Below are 16,499 nucleotides of genomic sequence, written 5' to 3' on the forward strand. Positions count from 1 at the left end.
GGAGTCAGCCCGATAGACTTAGTTGAAACGTCAAGGAGGAATCGTGATCGACGACTGGGCGGGCGAGCCGAAGAATGCCTCGAAAGACGGCGAATTCGTGCGAGATGCCAGCTATATCGGTGACCGCATCGTCGCCGCGGTGCCGGCCGGTTCGGCACCACGGCCGATGCCGGGCACGTCAGGCCGAGTGGGCGAGATGCTCTGGCCCACCGAGCCGGGACGCTACCGCCTGATGGCCGCGCGGGCCTGTCCCTGGGCACACCGGGCGATCATCGTCCGACGGTTGATGGGCTTGGAGAACGCCTTCTCGCTGAGCCTGGCCGCGCCGACCCATGACGTGCGCTCCTGGGACTACGACGGGGTGTACCCCGGAGGTATGGACCCCGTCCTGAAGATCCCGCGCCTGCAGGACGCCTACTTCGCCCGCGTCCCCGACTACCCGAAGGGCATCACCGTGCCCGCGATGGCCGAGGTCGCATCGCGTCAGGTCGTCACCAATGACTTCAACCAGATGACCATCGACTTCGTCCGCGAGTGGGGCCCCCACCAGCGACCAGGCGCACCAGACCTCTACCCGGACGAACTGGTCGACGAGATCGAAGAGGTCGACGATCTGGTCTATCCCAAGATCAACAATGGTGTTTACCGGTGCGGCTTCGCTGGCAGTCAAGAGGCCTACGACAAGGCCTATCGGGAGTTGTGGGCGGCCCTCGACGTGATCACCGAGCGCCTCGAAACCCGCCGCTACCTGGTCGGCGATCACATCACCTTGGCCGACATCCGGCTGTTCACCACGCTGGTGCGCTTCGACGCGGTCTATCACGGCCACTTCAAATGCAATCGGTCGAAGATCAGCGAGATCCCGGTGCTCTGGGGCTATCTCCGCGACCTCTTCCAGACCCCCGGCTTCGGCGACACCGTCGACTTCGTCCAGACCAAGCAGCACTATTACATCGTCCACGCCGAGATCAATCCGACCAGGATCGTGCCACAGGGTCCCGATCTGACCGGGCTGCTCACCGAACACGGACGAGAATCCCTCGGCGGTACGCCCTTCGGCGATGGCACCGCACCCGGTCCGGTGTCCGCGGACGAACGTCCGCCCGCGGCAAGCAATCCGCTCTTTGCGGCCTGAGCGAAACGACCTCGCGAATCTGAGCTAAGGTCATGAACCTATGCCACTCACGAACCCGTCAACCGCGATCTGTGCGGGCGTAGTGCATTCATGAGCCATGCCGCATTCGACCGGATCTCGCCGGCCTTCCCGCAGCGTGCGCCCTGGGGCACATCCGCCCGGTTGCGCGCCTGGCAGGCAGAGGCCGTTCAGCTCTATCGCGACCGGCAGCCACGCGACTTTCTGGCCGTGGCTACGCCTGGAGCAGGAAAGACGACCTTCGCGTTGCGTATCGCCGCCGAACTGCTGAACGCGAAAACGGTCGGCAGGGTCATCGTCGTCGTCCCGACCGAGCACTTGAAGACCCAATGGGCCGACGCCGCCGCCAAGGTCGGCATCCAGCTCGACCCTTCCGGCACCGGCAGCCGGCGTGGCCGCTCCCGCGAGTTCGACGGTGTCGCGGTCACCTACGCCGGTGTCTCGGTGCGAGCCTGGCACTACGAGGCCGTCACACTGGCCACACCCACGCTGGTGATCTTCGACGAGATCCACCACGCGGGCGACGCACGCAGCTGGGGTGACTCCATCAAGGATGCATTCGGCCAGGCCACCCGCAGGCTGGCGCTCACCGGCACCCCGTTCCGCAGCGACGAGACACCCATCCCCTTCGTCGGCTACGACGAGCAGCCGGACGGCTCGCTGATCAGTCACGCCGACTTTGTCTACGGTTACGCTGAGGCGCTGCGCGACCATGTCGTGCGTCCGGTCGTCTTCATGAACTACGGCGGGCCGATGCGCTGGCGCACCACCAGCGGGGACGAGATCGCGGCCAACCTGGGCGAGGTGATGACCAAGGATCTCACCGCCCAGGCCTGGCGCACCGCGCTCGATCCGAAGGGGGAGTGGATCGGCTCGGTGCTGCGCGCCGCCGACCGCCGGCTGAGCGAGGTCAGGCGGCATCTGCCCGACGCGGGCGGCCTGGTGATCGCGGCGAATCAGCGCACGGCAAGGGCGTATTCGTCCGTACTCGAGCAGATCAGTGGCGCCAAGCCCGCACTGGTGCTTTCGGACGATGCGAGCTCCTCGGCCAAGATCGAGCAGTTCGCGAACGACCAGTCTCGTTGGATGGTCGCGGTGCGGATGGTCTCCGAGGGCGTCGACGTGCCGCGGCTGGCGGTCGGCGTCTACGCCACATCCACCTCGACCCCGCTCTTCTTCGCCCAGGCCGTCGGACGCTTCGTGAGGGCTCGGCGACGCGGCGAACTGGCCACCATCTTCTTGCCCACGGTGCCGATCATCTTGGCCCATGCCGCCTCCATCGAACGCCAGCGCGATCATGTGCTGGGTCGCCCGAAGCATCCGGAGGCGGTGGACATCTGGGCTGAGACCGAAGCCCTGATGGCCAAGGAGAATGCCCAGCAGCGGGCCGCCGATGACCTGCTCAACGAGTACGAGGCCGTCAGCTCGGAGGCCATCTTCGACCACGTGCTCTTCGACTCCCAGGCCTACGGCATGACTGCGGCTCCGACGACCGACGACGAGGCCGACTATCTGGGCCTGCCCGGTCTGCTGGAATCCGACCAGGTGGCTCATCTGCTCGAAGAGCGCCAACGGCGTCAGGTCGCCCGACATGAGCGGACGATGCGCAAGGAGAAGGTGCCGGCCGAACAGGCCCTGCATCGCCAGCTCGCCGACAAGCGCAAAGAACTCAATTCGCTGGTCGCGCAGTATGCGCGGCTCAAGGGCACCCCGCACTCCCACGTGCATGCCAACCTGCGCCGCGAATGCGGCGGGCCGCCGCTCGGCCAGGCGACCTCGGCCCAGGTGGACGCCCGGCTCCGCACCATCAAGCGTTGGCTGGGGCGCTGACGCGTTTCGTCGGCGACGAGGCGCGGCAAGACTATTCGGTGGCGCGGCGCGCCCGGCGCGGCGGCTCCTCGACTTCGAACTCAGGCTCATCCCACAACGACGCATCGGCGGTTGTGCCGCGGCGCGGCTGTGGCCAGGAGCCGCGTGGGCGCAGCAGATCGGCCCGCTCGGTCGGGTCGAAGAAGACCTCCGGTTCGGGTACCGGCTCAGGTTCAGGCTCGTGCTCCGGTTCGGTGAGCGGGCGGGAACGCGGCAGATCGAAGAGCCCGCGATCGCGCAGATCGGTATCGCGGACGAAGGCCACCAGCGCCGCCACCAGGCCCACCAAACCCGCGGTCAGCATCGCTATGCGGGCAGCGCTGAACACCCCGGTCAGCATGTCGAACAGGGCAAACCCGGTAGTCACACCGAATCCAGCGATGACGACGAGATCAACCCAAGGCCACCTGCTGATCATCGCGGTGCGTCGTCCGGCGCCGGCGATCAACGCCCGTAGGTGCCAGACCAACAGACTGCCGCCCAACGCGATGGCGGTCACCGACACCGCAGATGCCGCGTCCGAGCGGGCCACCAGAGACAGTCCGGTGACGAGCAGCACAAGTGCGGAGACCAGCAGAGCCACGAGCAGGCCCACGGTGATCCCCAGGGACGGCGGACGCGCGACATCGACCGCGTCGTCGACTGCCGCCTCACCATCGGGCGGCATCTCAGGTTCTTCGCTCACGGAGCCTCCCCTCATCTGACGTTCATCCTAGTCGAGCGCAGTGAGGCGAATCTGTGGGCGGCTATCGGCCCGTCTGGTCACCTCGCAGGTCCGCATCCCGTCCGATCTGCTCGTCCATTCGACCTCCCTGTTTCGTCCCTGAATGTAGTGCAGGACGGTTCAGGTCGCCGTGCGGCTCCGGGTAACACTGGACGTGTGAACTTCATCTTGCGCGTCATCGCGACCGCCATCGCCGTGTGGGTGGCCGCCCTGCTGCTGCCCGGCATCACGGTCGAGACGCAGGGCGGACAAGCCGCTACGATCGGCACATTCTTGCTGATCGCGGCGATCATCGGTTTGGTTGACACCATCGTCAAACCCATTGCCGAGGTAGTCAGCGGATGCTTCATCATCCTCACCCTCGGGCTCTTCCTGCTCGTGGTGAATGCGGCGATGCTGATGCTGAGCTCGTGGATCTGCGCTCAATTCGGTATCGGTTTCGTGGTGGACGGCTGGGTGACGGCGCTGATCGGCTCGATCATCATCAGTGTCATCAGCGGCCTGGTCAACGGCATCACCGGCGCCGACAAGAAGAACGATCGCTAGTCGCAACCCGATAGGATGCCTGGCTATGAGCGAGTCCCAGGCTGCAGTGTCCCAGGCGTCGAGCGCCAACGATTTCATCAGCGACATCATCCACGCCGACAACGAGCAGGGCAGCTATTCCGGACGCGTCCAAACCCGCTTCCCACCCGAACCGAACGGCCGGCTGCACATCGGGCACGCCAAGGCCATCACCGTCGACTTCGATTCGGCGCAGAACTACGGCGGTATCTGCAACCTGCGTTTCGACGATACGAACCCCGACACCGAAGAGACGGAGTTTGTCGACTCGATCATCGCGGACCTGCGGTGGCTGGGCTTCGAGCCCGCCAACGTCTTCTATGCCTCCGACTACTTCGAGAAACTCTATGAGTGGGCCGAATATCTGATCGGCAAGGGGCTTGCCTATGTCGACGAGCAGGATGGCGAGACCATCTCCGCCCAGCGCGGCGGCTATGGCAAACCCGGCATCGACTCGCCTTTCCGCGATCGTTCGATCGAAGACAACCTCGACCAATTCCGCCGGATGCGTGCCGGCGAGTTCGCGGACGGCTCGCGAGTGCTGCGGGCCAAGATCGACATGTTCGACGAGAACATGCAGCTGCGCGATCCGGTGCTCTACCGCATCCGTCGTGGCCATCACCACCGCACCCACGACGCCTGGGTGATCTACCCCACCTACGACTGGGCGCACGGCCAGTCCGACGCGATTGAGGGCGTCACCCACTCGCTGTGCACCCTGGAGTTCGTCAGCCATCGTCCGCTCTACGACTGGTGTCTGACTCAGCTGCCGCTGCCCTATGAGAAGCCGAAGCAGATCGAGTTCGCGCGTCTCGAACTGACCCACACGGTGACCTCCAAGCGACGGCTGGCCAAGTTGGTCACCGAAGGCATCCTGGATGGCTGGGACGATCCGCGGATGCCCACTCTGGCCGGATTGCGCAAGCGCGGCTATCCGGCGTCCGCGATCGTGGCGTTTTGCCGTGACATGGGTGTCTCGAAGACCAACGCCCGGCACGCGATCGAGGAGCTGGAGAGCTACGTGCGCCGCGACCTCAACAAGGTCGCCCAGCGCCGGATGGCGGTGCTGCGTCCGATCAAACTGACCCTCACCAACTGGCCCACAGATCAGGTCGAGTACTTCGACGTGATGAACAACCCGGAGAACCCGGACGACGGCACCCGCAAGGTCGCGTTCACCGGCGAGCTGTTCATCGAGTCCGAGGACTTCGCCGAGGTGCCGCCGCCGAAGTTCTTCCGACTGTCGGTGGGACGAGAGGTGCGGCTGCGCGGCGCCTACTTCGTCACCGCGACCGATGTCGTCACCGACGATCAGGGCAATGTGATCGAGGTGCTGGCCAGCTATGATCCGGCCAGCAGGGGCGGAAACTCGCCGGACGGGCGCAAGGTGAAGTCGACGATCCACTGGGTCTCCAGGCGCCATGCCGTCGAAGCCTCCGCCGCGCTCTATGACCGGCTGTTCACCGCCCCCAATCCCGGCGAGGCCACCGGCGAGCCGCTGGACGACCTGAACCCCGGTTCCCGCGAACTGCTGAGCGGCTGCCAGGCGGAGGCCGCGCTGACCCAGGCGGCCCCCGGCGAGGTCGTGCAGTTCGAGCGGCTGGGCTACTTCGCCGCCGATGCAGACCATGCGATGCACTTCCACCGCACGGTGGGTCTGCGCGATGAGTGGGCGGCCATTCAGAAGCGCCAGCGCTGAGTCATCCGGGCGCCTACGATCGGGTCATGGCGACGATTGCAGTTAGTGGTGCATCCGGGCTCATCGGCAGTGCGCTGGTGGCCCTGCTGCGTGACTACGGTCATGACGTGCTGCGGCTGGTGCGCCAGGCAGCGGTGCAGCCCGACGAAATCGGCTGGGATCCGGCGCGCGGCGAGATACATCTCGCCGCTTGTTCGGGAGTCGACGTGATCGTCAATCTCTCCGGCGCTCCCATCGGGCGGCGTTGGACCGAGCACTATCGCGATGAACTGCTGACAAGCCGCCTCAACGCCACCCGGACTCTCGCCGCTGCGGTAGCCGACCTGGGGCCCGAGGTCGCGCTCATCAATGCCTCCGCCGTCGGGTATTACGGTGATCGCGGACGCGAGCCACTCACCGAGGACAGCCCGCCCGGCACCGGATTCCTCGCCGAACTCGTCCAGCAATGGGAGAACGCCACCGCCGTGGCCTCAGAAGCCGGCAACAGGGTGGCGCTGGCGCGCACCGGGCTGGTGGTCTCGAATCGCGGCGGCGCTCTCGGGCCATTGATGCCGATCTTGCGTGCCGGGTTGGCCGGCCCGCTGGGTCGCGGCGATCAGATCTGGCCGTGGATCAGCCTGCGAGATGAGGTTCGGGCGCTCGCCTGGCTGGCCGAGCACGAGATCTGGGGCCCGGTGAATCTGGCATCACCGGCCACCACGACGAACGGCGACCTGATCAAGGCCATCGCCGACGGCATCGGACGACCGGCTGTGCTCAGGGTGCCCACGCCGGCACTGCGGGCCGCATTGGGGGGCTTGGCCACCGATGTGCTCGCGAGCCAGAATGAGATTCCCAAGGTCTTGCTGGACAGCGGCTTCGCGTTCAAGCAGCGTACCCTTGACGATCTGGTCACCTGGTTGGTGGCAGAGGAGGACTGAGATGGCCGTGCAGCGTATCAACCCGATCTCGCTCGAGCGTTCGCCGTACTACTCGCAGGCCACTTTGGTGCCGGCCGGCGCGTCCATGCTCTATGTCGGCGGCCAGAATGCCGTGAACGCATCCGGCGCCTGGATCGGACTCGGCGACGAGGCGGCCCAGACCTCCCAGGCGATGAAGAACGTGCTGGCCTGTCTGAACGAGGCAGGGGCTACTCCGTCCGACCTGGTCAGTCTCGAGATCAGGGTGGTCGGCGGGGTCGATCTGGCGCTCTGCCAGCGTGCGGCGTCCGGATATCTCGACCTGAAGTCGCTGCCGGTGATCGGCGTGTCGATCGTCGAGCAGTTGGCGCGCAAGGGCGCGTTGGTCGAGATCTCGGCAGTCGCCGCGGTGATCGATGGCTCCGATGCTGCCTGGCTCGGACGCGGCGAAATCGCCGATCCGGCATGGTTCTGACCCGAGAACGTGCTCAAACAGGTGGTTACTAGGGGAAGGGCATCCGGGGCAGGGTAGCGGCGTCCCAATCTGGTAAACTAGCACTACCGGCCTGCGGGACCAAAGGACGGCCCCGCTCTCACTGCGAGCTCATTGCTGGCGGTGGTGCGAGTTGCGGCTTGCGGGTTTGTCGGCGAGAAATGTTGCGAGGGCACTCAATGAAGTTTCATGTTGGTCAGACCGTCATCCACCCTCACCATGGTCCAGCCGCGGTGGCGAAGGTCATGACCCGCACGATCCGTGGTGAGCGGGTCGAATACGCCGAACTCGAGATCGTCAGCAGCAAGCTAGTGGTGAGCATTCCCGTCAGCAGGGCCGACGAGATCGGTATCCGCGACGTCGCGGGCGTCCGCGAACTCGACAAGCTCGCCGAGGTCCTCAGCGGTCCGACCGTGGGCGAGGAGCCCCAATGGTCGCGTCGTTACAAGGCCAATCGTGCATCGATCGCCACCGGCGACCCGCTGCAGCTGGCCGCAGTGGTGCGCGATCTGGTGCGCCGTCGTGAGCGCGGTTCGCTCTCGCTGGGCGAGAAGGATCTACTCAAGGAAGCATCCGCGCCCCTGCTGGCCGAGATCGCGCTCGCGATCGACGTCTCCGAGGACGACGCCCGTGAAGTCATGCAGTCGATGATTCTCGAGGAGTCACGCGCCGCTCTCGATGCGCTCGATGAGCGCGCCGAAGCGGTCTGATCAGGTTCTAATCTCGACGTGCAAATTGCGACGGTCATCGATCTGCTGGTGCTGCTCGCGATCATCGGGCGCGGCGTGGCCGGGTTCCGCACCGGTCTGCTGGCGGGGGTGCTCGGGTTCGTAGGTATCGTTGGCGGCGCGCTCGCCGGTATCTGGGCGGGCCCCCGGCTCGTTGAGCTGGTACCAATGCTGGACACCGGCCGTGCGGTGCGCACCGTCGCCTTGATCGTGGCTGTTGTGCTGGGCAGCGTTCTCGGCGATGTGCTCGCCCAGACGGTCAAGAAACGGATCAGCGGCGGCAGGAAGCCGGGCCTGATCGACGCCCTGCTGGGCGGCGTCGCTTCGGGCGTGGCGGTCGCGTTCCTCTGCTGGTTCGTGATGGCCGCGGTGCGCCCGCTCGCTCCGGAGGCATTGGGCACCGCGATCGCCGACTCCCGCTCCTATCAGGTGCTGGATGCGGCAGTGCCCGACCAGTTCGATCAGCTACCCGGTCAGGCAGTCGAACTGCTGGTCACTGAACTGCCGAAGGTCTTCGGCGGCGACGAGCCCACCCTGCCGATCCCCGAACCCGACAATGACTCGGTCGACAGCCCAGGTGTGATTGCGGCCGCAGCCAGCATCGTCCAGGTGTTCTCGGACGCACCCAGCTGCCGCAACGACTCGACCGGCAGCGGCTGGGCGGTCGCAGCACAGCGAATCGTCACCAACGCCCACGTGATTGCCGGGGCGTCCGCGGTGAGCGTCTCGGTCGGCGGCACCGGGCAGCGGTTGGACGCCCAGGTCGTCGCATTCGACGAAGACCTCGATCTCGCCATCCTCGCTGTTCCCGATCTGGACGTGCCGGTCTTGGCGCGGGCGAGCGAGAACCAGGAGCCCGGCGTGGATGCGGTGGCCGCCGGGTTCCCCTATGGCGGGCCCTATACCCTCAGTGCCTCCCGTATCCGCGGGACGGTCATCGAGGCCGACAGCGACATCTACGGCGGGCCAGGTATTTCACGCCAGGTTTACGCTATCCGCGGAACCGTGCGTCCGGGCAACTCGGGCGGCCCGCTGCTCACCCCGGATGGACGCGTTGCGGGCACCGTCTTCGCGATGTCGACGGTGGACGCCCAGACGGGTTATGTGCTCACCGACGCGGCCACCGCCGGCTATCTGGACCAGGCGGAGAGCCTCAATGCGCTGGTCGTGCCGGGCACGTGCATGGTCGGCTGATGTATTTGGGGCATCTCAAAGTTGCGAAAACGCTTGAGCAATTGCCGTGTTGCCCCGGAGAATGGTGCCATGGGCGAATCGCGTGTGGTGATCATCGGTGGTGGGTTTGCGGGCCTGACGGCGGCGCATGAGTTGACGAGTGCGGGCCATGAGGTGATGATCATCGACCGGCATGCCTACACGACATTTCAGCCGCTGCTCTATCAGGTGGCGACCGGCGCATTGAACCCCGGCGATGTCACCTATTCGTTGCGCCGCTGGGCGTCCAATGATCGCAGCCATCTGGCGAGCTTCCGGCGGGCGACCGTCACCGGCATCGACTTCGAGAAGAAGCTGGTCATGGTCAGCCGCGGCCAGCCGATCGGCTACGACAAGCTGCTGGTCTGCCCCGGCGTGGGCGCCAACTTCTTCGGCATCCCCGGCGCCGAGGAGTTCACCAAGCGGATCTATACCCGGCGCCAGGCGCTGGAGGTGCGCGACATCATCTTCTCGGGCCTGGAATTGATGGCTGCCGAGCGCGACCCGAACAAGAAGCTGACCGCGATCGTCGTCGGCGGCGGCCCGACCGGCGTCGAGACCGCCGGCGCCCTCGCCGAGATGAAGACGCAGGCGCTGCCGGCGCTTTACCCCGAGATCGGCGTCGACAACTTCCATGTCGTGTTGGTCGAGATGACCGACCGGCTGCTCGGCCCCTTTGACCGTCGGCTGCAGCGCTACACCAAGCGTTCGCTGGCGAAGCTCGGCGTCGACGTGCGGCTGAGTACCGCTGTCAAGGAGGTCTTCGCCGATCATGTCGATTTCGCCGACGGTTCGAAGCTCGACTGCGACATCGTCATCTGGGCCAGCGGCGTCGGCGCTCATCCGGTGGTCAAGGAGTGGGGGCTGCCGCAAGGCCGGGGTGGACGCATCCTCGTCGAGCCCGACCAGCAGGTCGTCGGCTTCCCGGATGTCTACGCTGCCGGCGATGCGTGCCTGTGCGAATCCGATCCGCAGCCGCAGCTGGCGCAGCCCGCCCTTCAGCAGGGCAAGCTGGTCGCGCACAACATCATCGCCGACAAGGAAGGCGGCGCGCGCCAGACCTTCAGCTACAACGACAAGGGCACGATGGCGACCATCGGCCGCAATTCGGCGGTCGTCCAGTTGCCGAATGGCGCCAAGTTCACCGGTTTCCCGGCCTGGCTGATGTGGGTGCTCGTGCACCTCGCGACCCTGCTGGGCGGACGCAACCGCATCTCGGCGATGCTCAACATGGGCGTCCGCTATCTGTCATGGCCGAGGTCGGCCGTCGGGATCATCGGCGACTACGTCGACGCACCGTCCAAACTCAAGAGCGCCGGCGACCACCAGGAGCTTCCCGAAGTCAGCAACCAGGACGACTGAGTCTCGCGGCCGCTCGGTCGTTCACCAAAGCGTGATGATCGAGCGGCTCGCCAGCCACTGACCGCCGGACCTCAAGAACGTCTGGCGGATCTGCAGCGGCCAGATCCGGTGCTCGCTGTACAGCGTCGCGTCCGAGTTGACCCTGCCCACCAGCGTTGCGGTGGTGCCATCGACGGTGATCTTCGTGTCGAGGAAATCGAAGCTGTGGTAGATCATCTGGCCCTGCTTGAGCTGGCCGATCCATTCCTGCTGGGTCTGGGTGTTCCCATTGATGTGTGTGCGGGTGAATCCCTTGGTCAGCAGGCTGCTGAGCGTGGTGAAGTCCTTGTCCACCAGGGCCTCCAGCTGAGCCCGGTAGTTCTTCTCGATCGCCTCGCGGTCGTTCTTCATCACAGCCTCCTTGCTCCGATCGATGAGCGCGGCACCTCGTCGTCCTCACCGGCGTGCGGTCGAGGTGAAGCTCCACACACAACTCAGAGTAGCCATGCCGATGCCAAAAGGTGCGGCATGCGAGCTTGCTGGTCTGAATGCCGGTGGTGCCGTCGACTGTACGGAAACCTAGCCAAGAACCGCGCGAGCAAGCGATAATTGCCCTAGCGGTGTAGAACCGGTCCCCAAGAATTGGAGAAGCCTCGATGAGCGATACCACTCCCACCAACAGCGCTGAATCCCTCTATCCGTCTCGCCGAGACAGCCGGCCCACCAAGATCGCGATCATCGGTGCGGGAGCCGTCGGTTCAACCCTCGCCTACGCATGTGTGATTCGCGGATTAGCGCGCGAGGTCGTCCTACAAGACATCAACAAGCAGAAGGTCGAGGCCGAGGCACTCGATATCGCACATGGCATTCAATTCACGCCGGCCGCCTCGGTTGCCGGATCGGACGATGTGGAGATCTGCCGCGACGCCGACGTCGTGATCGTCACCGCCGGCGCCAGGCAGCAGCCAGGGCAGTCGCGGCTTGAGCTGGCAGGCGCGACAGTCTCGATCATGGAGAAGGTTCTTCCCGGGCTGACCGCAGTCGCGCCGAACGCGGTGTACATCATGGTTGCCAACCCGGTGGATGTCGTCACTTACGCGTCCCTGAAGATCTCGGGTCTTCCGCCGCAGCAGATGTTCGGTTCGGGCACGGTGCTCGACACCTCCCGGCTGCGCTACCTGGTGTCGCTGGAAACCGGAACCGCGGTGCAGAACATCCATGCCTACATCGCCGGCGAGCACGGCGATTCGGAGGTGCCACTGTGGGCATCGGCCGAGATCGGCAATGTGCCGCTGAGCCGGTGGGGTGCAACCCTGAGCGGCGGCGAGTTCGACGCTGATCTGCGTGCCCGGATCGGCCACGAAGTGATGGAGTCGGCTTACAAGATCATCGAGGGCAAGGGCTCCACCAACTACGCCGTTGGCCTGGCCGTTTCGAGGATCATCGGGGCGGTGCTGAACGATGAGCAGCGCGTGCTGACGGTCTCGACCCTGCTGGACGATTGGGCCGGTATCACCGATGTGTGCATGTCGGCGCCCACCATCGTCGGACGCAGCGGTGCCGGGCGCAGGCTGCTGCCCTACTTGTCGATGGATGAGCGGGATGCGTTGACCGCCTCCGGGATTCGGCTGCGGGAAGTAGCGCGTTCCCTGGGGTACTGAGGCTCTGGTTCGAAATGCTGGCCGGCTGGGCTCTCGGGCCCGGTCGGCCGGTGATCTCTCACCGGCGTAGTTACATCGATGTAGTTTTCCCCAAGGTGTGGATGTATCTGTGGATAACTCGGGTGCAGTGTTCCCAGTGATGTGCAGAACTGAGCCTCAGTCGGGTTCAGTCCTCGTACTGGGCCAAGGTCTCCGGGGGCGCTGCGGGCAGCACCACGGTGAACTTGGCGCCGGCACCCTCCTGGTTGGAGGCGTCCACCGTGCCGCCGTGCGCATTGATGGTGTGGACGACGATCGACAGCCCCAGACCGGTGCCCGGCGTGTTTCGCGACTTGTTCGAGCGGAAGAACCGGTCGAAGATCTTCGGCAGATCCTCCGGGGCGATGCCGGGCCCTTCGTCCCAGATGATCAGTTCGTCGCCGGCCATCCGCACGTGCACGGTGGCCCCCTCGGGGGAGAACTTCACCGCGTTGTCGAGCAGGTTCGTCACCGCGCGCTCCAAGGTGTCGGGTTCGCCGACGATGAAGTGCGGTTCCAAGGTGACGTCGAAGTTGAGGTTCGGTCCGCGGCGCTTGGCCCGCTCCACCGCGGCCGCCACCACGACCGCGAAGTCGAGCGGCTCGCGGCTCGGCTGTACCACGTCGTCGCGGCTGAGTTGCACCAGATCGCCGACCAGCGAGGTGAACTCGCCGAGTTGTGCCGCAACATCTGTCAAAATCTCGGCGCGGGCCCCGGGCGGTAGCATGCCCGACTTTTCGTCCGCCACCAGCAGTTCGATATTGGTACGCATCGATGTCAACGGCGTCCGCAGCTCGTGTCCGGCGTCCGCAATGAGCCGGCGCTGCCGATCGCGCGAGCTCGCCAGCGAGTGCATCATCGTGTCGAAACTGCGCGAGAGATTTCCGATGTCGTCCGCGTTGAAGATCCCGGTGTTGGCGACCAGGCTGAGCGGCGCCAATTCGTCGGTTTCCGAGACTCGGGTGACAGCGCTCGACAGTTCGCGCAGCGGAGCCATCAGTCGTCGTCCGGTGACGTAGCCCATGATCGCGCTGAGGACGACGAGCGCCGCGCCGGCGAACCCAACGAGCATCCCGATATCACGCAGCGTGGCGATGGTGGGACCCAACGGACGCGCCAGCACGATGGCAAATCGTCCCGATTCGGTATTCAGTGGCACCGCGACGACGCGATAGTGGTTCGAATCGGTGCCGACGGCCGACCGTGTCGAGCTGCCCTGCTGAGTGCGAGCGATCGCGATCTCCTGGTCGCCGGGCTCGACAGCGTCACTGGTGCCCTGCACGCGGGTGACCGCCTTGTCGGAGCGCACCAGCATGATGGTGATGTTGGCGGCCTGCAGAGCAGAAGCGTTCACCCCACCCAGGCCCTCCACGTCGGTGCTGATCGGGCCGGACGCGTAGCTGGCGACTTCGATCAACTCCTGATCGAGCTGGTTGTACATCGACGTACGCGCGGTGAGGTAGGTTGCCATGCCGATACATAAGGCCGCGACCGCTACCCCGAAGGCCGTCAGATAGGCCAGCCGCATCTGCAATGAGTTGCGTTCGGTGCGGCGCAGCAGATCACGTACCCGGCGGATCACGGGGCGGTTTCGCGCAGGACGTAGCCGACGCCGCGCACGGTGTGAATCAGGCGGGGCTCGCCCTCTTGCTCGGTCTTGCGGCGAAGATAGCCGATGTACACCTCAAGCGAGTTCGCCGTCGTGGGGAAATCGAAGCCCCAGACCTCGTTGAGCAGCCAGCTGCGTTCCAGCACATGGCGCGGATGCTCCATGAAGGTCTGCAGCAGGGCAAATTCGGTGCGGGTCAGACTGATCCGCCGTCCCCGCCGGGTCACCTCGCGCGACGAGGTATCCATCCGCAGATCATCGAAGACCAGGGTCTCGGGTGCTGCGTCCGATTCGGGACGAGACCGCCGGGTCAGCGCCCGGATCCTGGCGGTGAGTTCCTCCAGCGAGAATGGCTTGACCATGTAATCGTCGGCGCCGGCGTCGAGCCCGTCCACCCGGTCGCCGACCGCATCGCGGGCCGTCAGGATGAGGATGGGCACGTCATTGCCGGACTGCCGGAGCATCCGGGTGGTCTCCAAGCCGTCAAGCCTGGGCATCATGACATCCATGACTACTGCGTCCGGACGAGTGGACGAGAGCTTGGCGAGTGCCTCGAGTCCATCCTCAGCCGTGCTTACCTCGTAGCCGCTGCCATATTGCAGCGAACGAGCCAGGGAATCGCGAACGGCCTGGTCATCATCAACCACGAGGATATGCATAGCTATAGATTGCCACATTCGAGCGTGCCTGCCCGGAGGGCTCGACTGTCGCAGTTTCTCAGCCGCCAGCTGCGGGGTTGCGCGGTTCGAAGCGGACGAGCAACCGGTCGCCGTCCGCCGTGACCCAGGTGACCTTGCCGCGTCCGACGACCTTGGTGCGCCCGGACGAGACATCGATGACAAGTGCGGTCTCCTCATCGATCGCCGCGACCGTGCTCATCGGGCCGATCTGCAAGGCGGCCAGTGCTCGTCCGATCAGGTACTGAGTGTCGGCATGGGTCTCGATGCTCGGACCGATCAGGGCGAGGCCGTCGCGGATGTCGAGTTCGGTCGACCCTTCGCCGACGATCTCCGGCACCACCTGGCGCCCCCCATGCTGCCAGCCGCCGACGATGGCGTGTCGTCCGACCACCATCGCACCGGCCGACCAACCCAGATAGGGGATGCCGCGGCGCACCAGGGTCGAGATCGTCTCGCGCCAGCCGCTCAGCGCTTCGAGGTAGCCGGGTGTCCAGCCGCCGGCCACGATCAGGCCGGCGAGGTTCTCCGGCTCGGCCGGCCACTCGATCGGACCCTCGTCCTCGTCGGTCAGCCAGATCGGTTCGATCAGCACCTCCGGATAGCGAGCGATGATCGGTTCGGCGTAGTTGTCGAGCGAGGCCGCCGACTCGCCAGCCGAGCCGAGCAGGGCGATAGCGACCCTTTCGCCGCGGTCGCGGACCTCCCGGACGAAGGCGTCGAGCACCGGCGCGAGCGTTTGCGAGGGACCTCCACCGACCAGAAACAGAGTCATGCACCCAGCCTAATCGCGGGCGCCGCGGATGGCGTCGATCAGCGCAGGCAGGCATTATGCTTTCCGGCATGCCGGATCTGCACAAGCGACATTTCCTCAAGGAAGCCGACTTCACCCGCGACGAGTGGGCCTATCTGCTCGACCTGTCGGCGGAGCTCAAGCAGGCCAAGCGTGAGCGTCGTGAGCAGCAGCGCATGGCCGGACGCAATATCGCGCTGATCTTCGAGAAGACCTCGACCCGCACGCGTTGCTCATTCGAGGTGGCCGCTCACGATCAGGGGGCGCACTGCACCTATCTGGATCCCGCGGGCTCTCAACTGGGTCACAAGGAGTCGGTCGCCGACACCGCGCAGGTGCTGGGCAAGATCTACGACGGCATCGAATACCGGGGCTTCGGGCAGGAGCGGGTCGAGACGCTGGCCCGTTACGCAGGGGTGCCGGTCTGGAATGGGCTGACCAACGAATGGCATCCGACGCAGATGCTGGCCGATCAGCTGACGATCCGCGAATACCTCGGACGCGACCTCGACCAGGTATCGATCGCCTATGTCGGCGATGCACGCTACAACATGGGCAACTCGATTCTGGTCTCGAGCGCGCTGATGGGTTCGGACGTTCGCATCGTCGCGCCCGAGGAGTTCCAGCCAGCAGCAGACGTGGTGCTCCAGGCGCGGCAGCTGGCCGATGGGTCCGGCGCACAGATCACCATCACCGACGACATCGCGGCAGGAGTCAAGGGCGCCGACATCATCTGCACCGATGTCTGGGTGTCGATGGGCGAGTCGAAGGACGCCTGGGTGTCTCGTATCGCGGCGCTGCGCGACTACCAGGTCAATTCCGGGCTGCTGGGGCTGACCGGCAACAAGTTTGTCAAGGTGATGCACTGCCTGCCCGCGTATCACGATCTCGATACCACGGTCGGGCGCGAGGTCTATGAGGCGAGCGGTATGGACGCCTTGGAGATCACCGACGAGGTCTTCCAGGCCAATGCCGACATCATCTTCGATGAGGCGGGCAACCGGATGCACACCATCAAGGCGGTGATGGTCGCCACCTTGGGCGACTGATCGACCCTCC

General features: G+C 65.5%; 16 protein-coding genes. 11 read left to right on the plus strand and 5 right to left on the minus strand.

From position 1 onward, the window contains the following. The first annotated feature begins 43 nt into the window (after nucleotides 1–43). Nucleotides 44–1,135, plus strand: coding sequence for a glutathione S-transferase C-terminal domain-containing protein (locus tag AAFP05_RS01640; RefSeq protein ID WP_341728109.1), 1,092 nt, complete (start codon nucleotides 44–46; stop codon nucleotides 1,133–1,135). Between the two features lie 90 nt (nucleotides 1,136–1,225). Next, on the plus strand, nucleotides 1,226–2,983 hold the full coding sequence (locus tag AAFP05_RS01645) for a DEAD/DEAH box helicase (RefSeq protein WP_341728110.1): 1,758 nt from the start codon (nucleotides 1,226–1,228) through the stop codon (nucleotides 2,981–2,983). A 31-nt stretch (nucleotides 2,984–3,014) separates the two neighbouring features. Here the strand turns inward: AAFP05_RS01645 and AAFP05_RS01650 are convergent, their stop codons facing one another. Then, nucleotides 3,015–3,707: a hypothetical protein gene (locus AAFP05_RS01650; protein WP_341728111.1), complete on the minus strand. Its 693-nt coding sequence runs from the start codon at nucleotides 3,705–3,707 to the stop codon at nucleotides 3,015–3,017. Nucleotides 3,708–3,902: 195 nt separating this feature from the next. On the opposite strand from AAFP05_RS01650, the gene AAFP05_RS01655 reads away from it, so the two are divergent. The 7 genes from AAFP05_RS01655 (at nucleotide 3,903) to AAFP05_RS01685 (ending at nucleotide 10,703) form a co-directional block, all read left to right on the plus strand. Beyond that, nucleotides 3,903–4,292 carry a phage holin family protein gene (locus AAFP05_RS01655; RefSeq protein ID WP_341728112.1) on the plus strand — a complete coding sequence of 130 codons (390 nt, stop codon included), beginning with the start codon at nucleotides 3,903–3,905 and terminating at the stop codon, nucleotides 4,290–4,292. A 25-nt stretch (nucleotides 4,293–4,317) separates the two neighbouring features. Further along, complete coding sequence (locus AAFP05_RS01660; RefSeq protein ID WP_341728113.1) at nucleotides 4,318–6,009, plus strand: glutamine--tRNA ligase/YqeY domain fusion protein; 1,692 nt, start codon at nucleotides 4,318–4,320, stop codon at nucleotides 6,007–6,009. 26 nt (nucleotides 6,010–6,035) lie between these two features. Beyond that, nucleotides 6,036–6,929 carry a TIGR01777 family oxidoreductase gene (locus AAFP05_RS01665; RefSeq protein ID WP_341728114.1) on the plus strand — a complete coding sequence of 298 codons (894 nt, stop codon included), beginning with the start codon at nucleotides 6,036–6,038 and terminating at the stop codon, nucleotides 6,927–6,929. 1 nt (nucleotide 6,930) lies between these two features. After that, nucleotides 6,931–7,383, plus strand: a complete 453-nt coding sequence (locus AAFP05_RS01670; RefSeq protein ID WP_341728115.1) for a RidA family protein — start codon at nucleotides 6,931–6,933, stop codon at nucleotides 7,381–7,383. A 197-nt stretch (nucleotides 7,384–7,580) separates the two neighbouring features. Continuing rightward, nucleotides 7,581–8,111, plus strand: a complete 531-nt coding sequence (locus tag AAFP05_RS01675) for a CarD family transcriptional regulator (RefSeq protein ID WP_341728116.1) — start codon at nucleotides 7,581–7,583, stop codon at nucleotides 8,109–8,111. 18 nt (nucleotides 8,112–8,129) lie between these two features. Then, complete coding sequence (locus tag AAFP05_RS01680) at nucleotides 8,130–9,323, plus strand: MarP family serine protease (protein WP_341728117.1); 1,194 nt, start codon at nucleotides 8,130–8,132, stop codon at nucleotides 9,321–9,323. Between the two features lie 69 nt (nucleotides 9,324–9,392). After that, nucleotides 9,393–10,703 carry an NAD(P)/FAD-dependent oxidoreductase gene (locus AAFP05_RS01685; RefSeq protein ID WP_341728118.1) on the plus strand — a complete coding sequence of 437 codons (1,311 nt, stop codon included), beginning with the start codon at nucleotides 9,393–9,395 and terminating at the stop codon, nucleotides 10,701–10,703. 21 nt (nucleotides 10,704–10,724) lie between these two features. On the opposite strand, the gene AAFP05_RS01690 is transcribed toward AAFP05_RS01685, so the two are convergent. After that, nucleotides 10,725–11,093 (minus strand): nuclear transport factor 2 family protein, encoded by a 369-nt coding sequence (locus tag AAFP05_RS01690; protein ID WP_341728119.1) that lies wholly within the window; start codon nucleotides 11,091–11,093, stop codon nucleotides 10,725–10,727. A 245-nt stretch (nucleotides 11,094–11,338) separates the two neighbouring features. Here AAFP05_RS01690 and AAFP05_RS01695 point away from each other — a divergent pair, with 245 nt between their 5' ends. After that, nucleotides 11,339–12,343 (plus strand): L-lactate dehydrogenase, encoded by a 1,005-nt coding sequence (locus AAFP05_RS01695; protein WP_341728120.1) that lies wholly within the window; start codon nucleotides 11,339–11,341, stop codon nucleotides 12,341–12,343. A 166-nt stretch (nucleotides 12,344–12,509) separates the two neighbouring features. On the opposite strand, the gene AAFP05_RS01700 is transcribed toward AAFP05_RS01695, so the two are convergent. Genes AAFP05_RS01700 through AAFP05_RS01710 form a run of 3 tightly spaced genes read right to left on the minus strand, consistent with a single transcriptional unit; the run spans nucleotide 12,510 to nucleotide 15,422 of the window. Then, nucleotides 12,510–13,943, minus strand: a complete 1,434-nt coding sequence (locus tag AAFP05_RS01700; protein WP_341728121.1) for a HAMP domain-containing sensor histidine kinase — start codon at nucleotides 13,941–13,943, stop codon at nucleotides 12,510–12,512. Beyond that, entirely contained in the window at nucleotides 13,940–14,629 is a 690-nt protein-coding gene (locus AAFP05_RS01705; RefSeq protein WP_341728122.1) for a response regulator transcription factor, read from the minus strand. The genes AAFP05_RS01700 and AAFP05_RS01705 overlap by 4 nt, the downstream gene beginning before the upstream one ends. Nucleotides 14,630–14,687: 58 nt before the next feature. Then, nucleotides 14,688–15,422: a Type 1 glutamine amidotransferase-like domain-containing protein gene (locus AAFP05_RS01710; RefSeq protein WP_341728123.1), complete on the minus strand. Its 735-nt coding sequence runs from the start codon at nucleotides 15,420–15,422 to the stop codon at nucleotides 14,688–14,690. A 68-nt stretch (nucleotides 15,423–15,490) separates the two neighbouring features. Between AAFP05_RS01710 and argF the strand changes: the two genes are divergently transcribed. Next, a complete protein-coding gene (gene argF / locus AAFP05_RS01715; protein WP_341728124.1) occupies nucleotides 15,491–16,489 on the plus strand; it encodes an ornithine carbamoyltransferase in 999 nt (332 codons plus the stop codon). Nucleotides 16,490–16,499 lie beyond the last annotated feature (10 nt).

The organism is Brooklawnia sp. (assembly GCF_032229645.1).
GTDB lineage: Bacteria > Actinomycetota > Actinomycetes > Propionibacteriales > Propionibacteriaceae > Brooklawnia.

Excerpts from the sequence above, each read along its gene's own strand:
- AAFP05_RS01665 (WP_341728114.1), top strand. The coding sequence starts at position 6,036 with ATGGCGACGATTGCAGTTAGTGGTGCATCCGGGCTCATCGGCAGTGCG.
- AAFP05_RS01685 (WP_341728118.1), top strand. The coding sequence starts at position 9,393 with ATGGGCGAATCGCGTGTGGTGATCATCGGTGGTGGGTTTGCGGGCCTG.
- AAFP05_RS01660 (WP_341728113.1), top strand. The coding sequence starts at position 4,318 with ATGAGCGAGTCCCAGGCTGCAGTGTCCCAGGCGTCGAGCGCCAACGAT.
- AAFP05_RS01705 (WP_341728122.1), bottom strand. The coding sequence starts at position 14,629 with ATGCATATCCTCGTGGTTGATGATGACCAGGCCGTTCGCGATTCCCTG.
- AAFP05_RS01675 (WP_341728116.1), top strand. The coding sequence starts at position 7,581 with ATGAAGTTTCATGTTGGTCAGACCGTCATCCACCCTCACCATGGTCCA.
- AAFP05_RS01645 (WP_341728110.1), top strand. The coding sequence starts at position 1,226 with ATGAGCCATGCCGCATTCGACCGGATCTCGCCGGCCTTCCCGCAGCGT.
- argF (WP_341728124.1), top strand. The coding sequence starts at position 15,491 with ATGCCGGATCTGCACAAGCGACATTTCCTCAAGGAAGCCGACTTCACC.
- AAFP05_RS01670 (WP_341728115.1), top strand. The coding sequence starts at position 6,931 with ATGGCCGTGCAGCGTATCAACCCGATCTCGCTCGAGCGTTCGCCGTAC.
- AAFP05_RS01695 (WP_341728120.1), top strand. The coding sequence starts at position 11,339 with ATGAGCGATACCACTCCCACCAACAGCGCTGAATCCCTCTATCCGTCT.
- AAFP05_RS01710 (WP_341728123.1), bottom strand. The coding sequence starts at position 15,422 with ATGACTCTGTTTCTGGTCGGTGGAGGTCCCTCGCAAACGCTCGCGCCG.
- AAFP05_RS01690 (WP_341728119.1), bottom strand. The coding sequence starts at position 11,093 with ATGAAGAACGACCGCGAGGCGATCGAGAAGAACTACCGGGCTCAGCTG.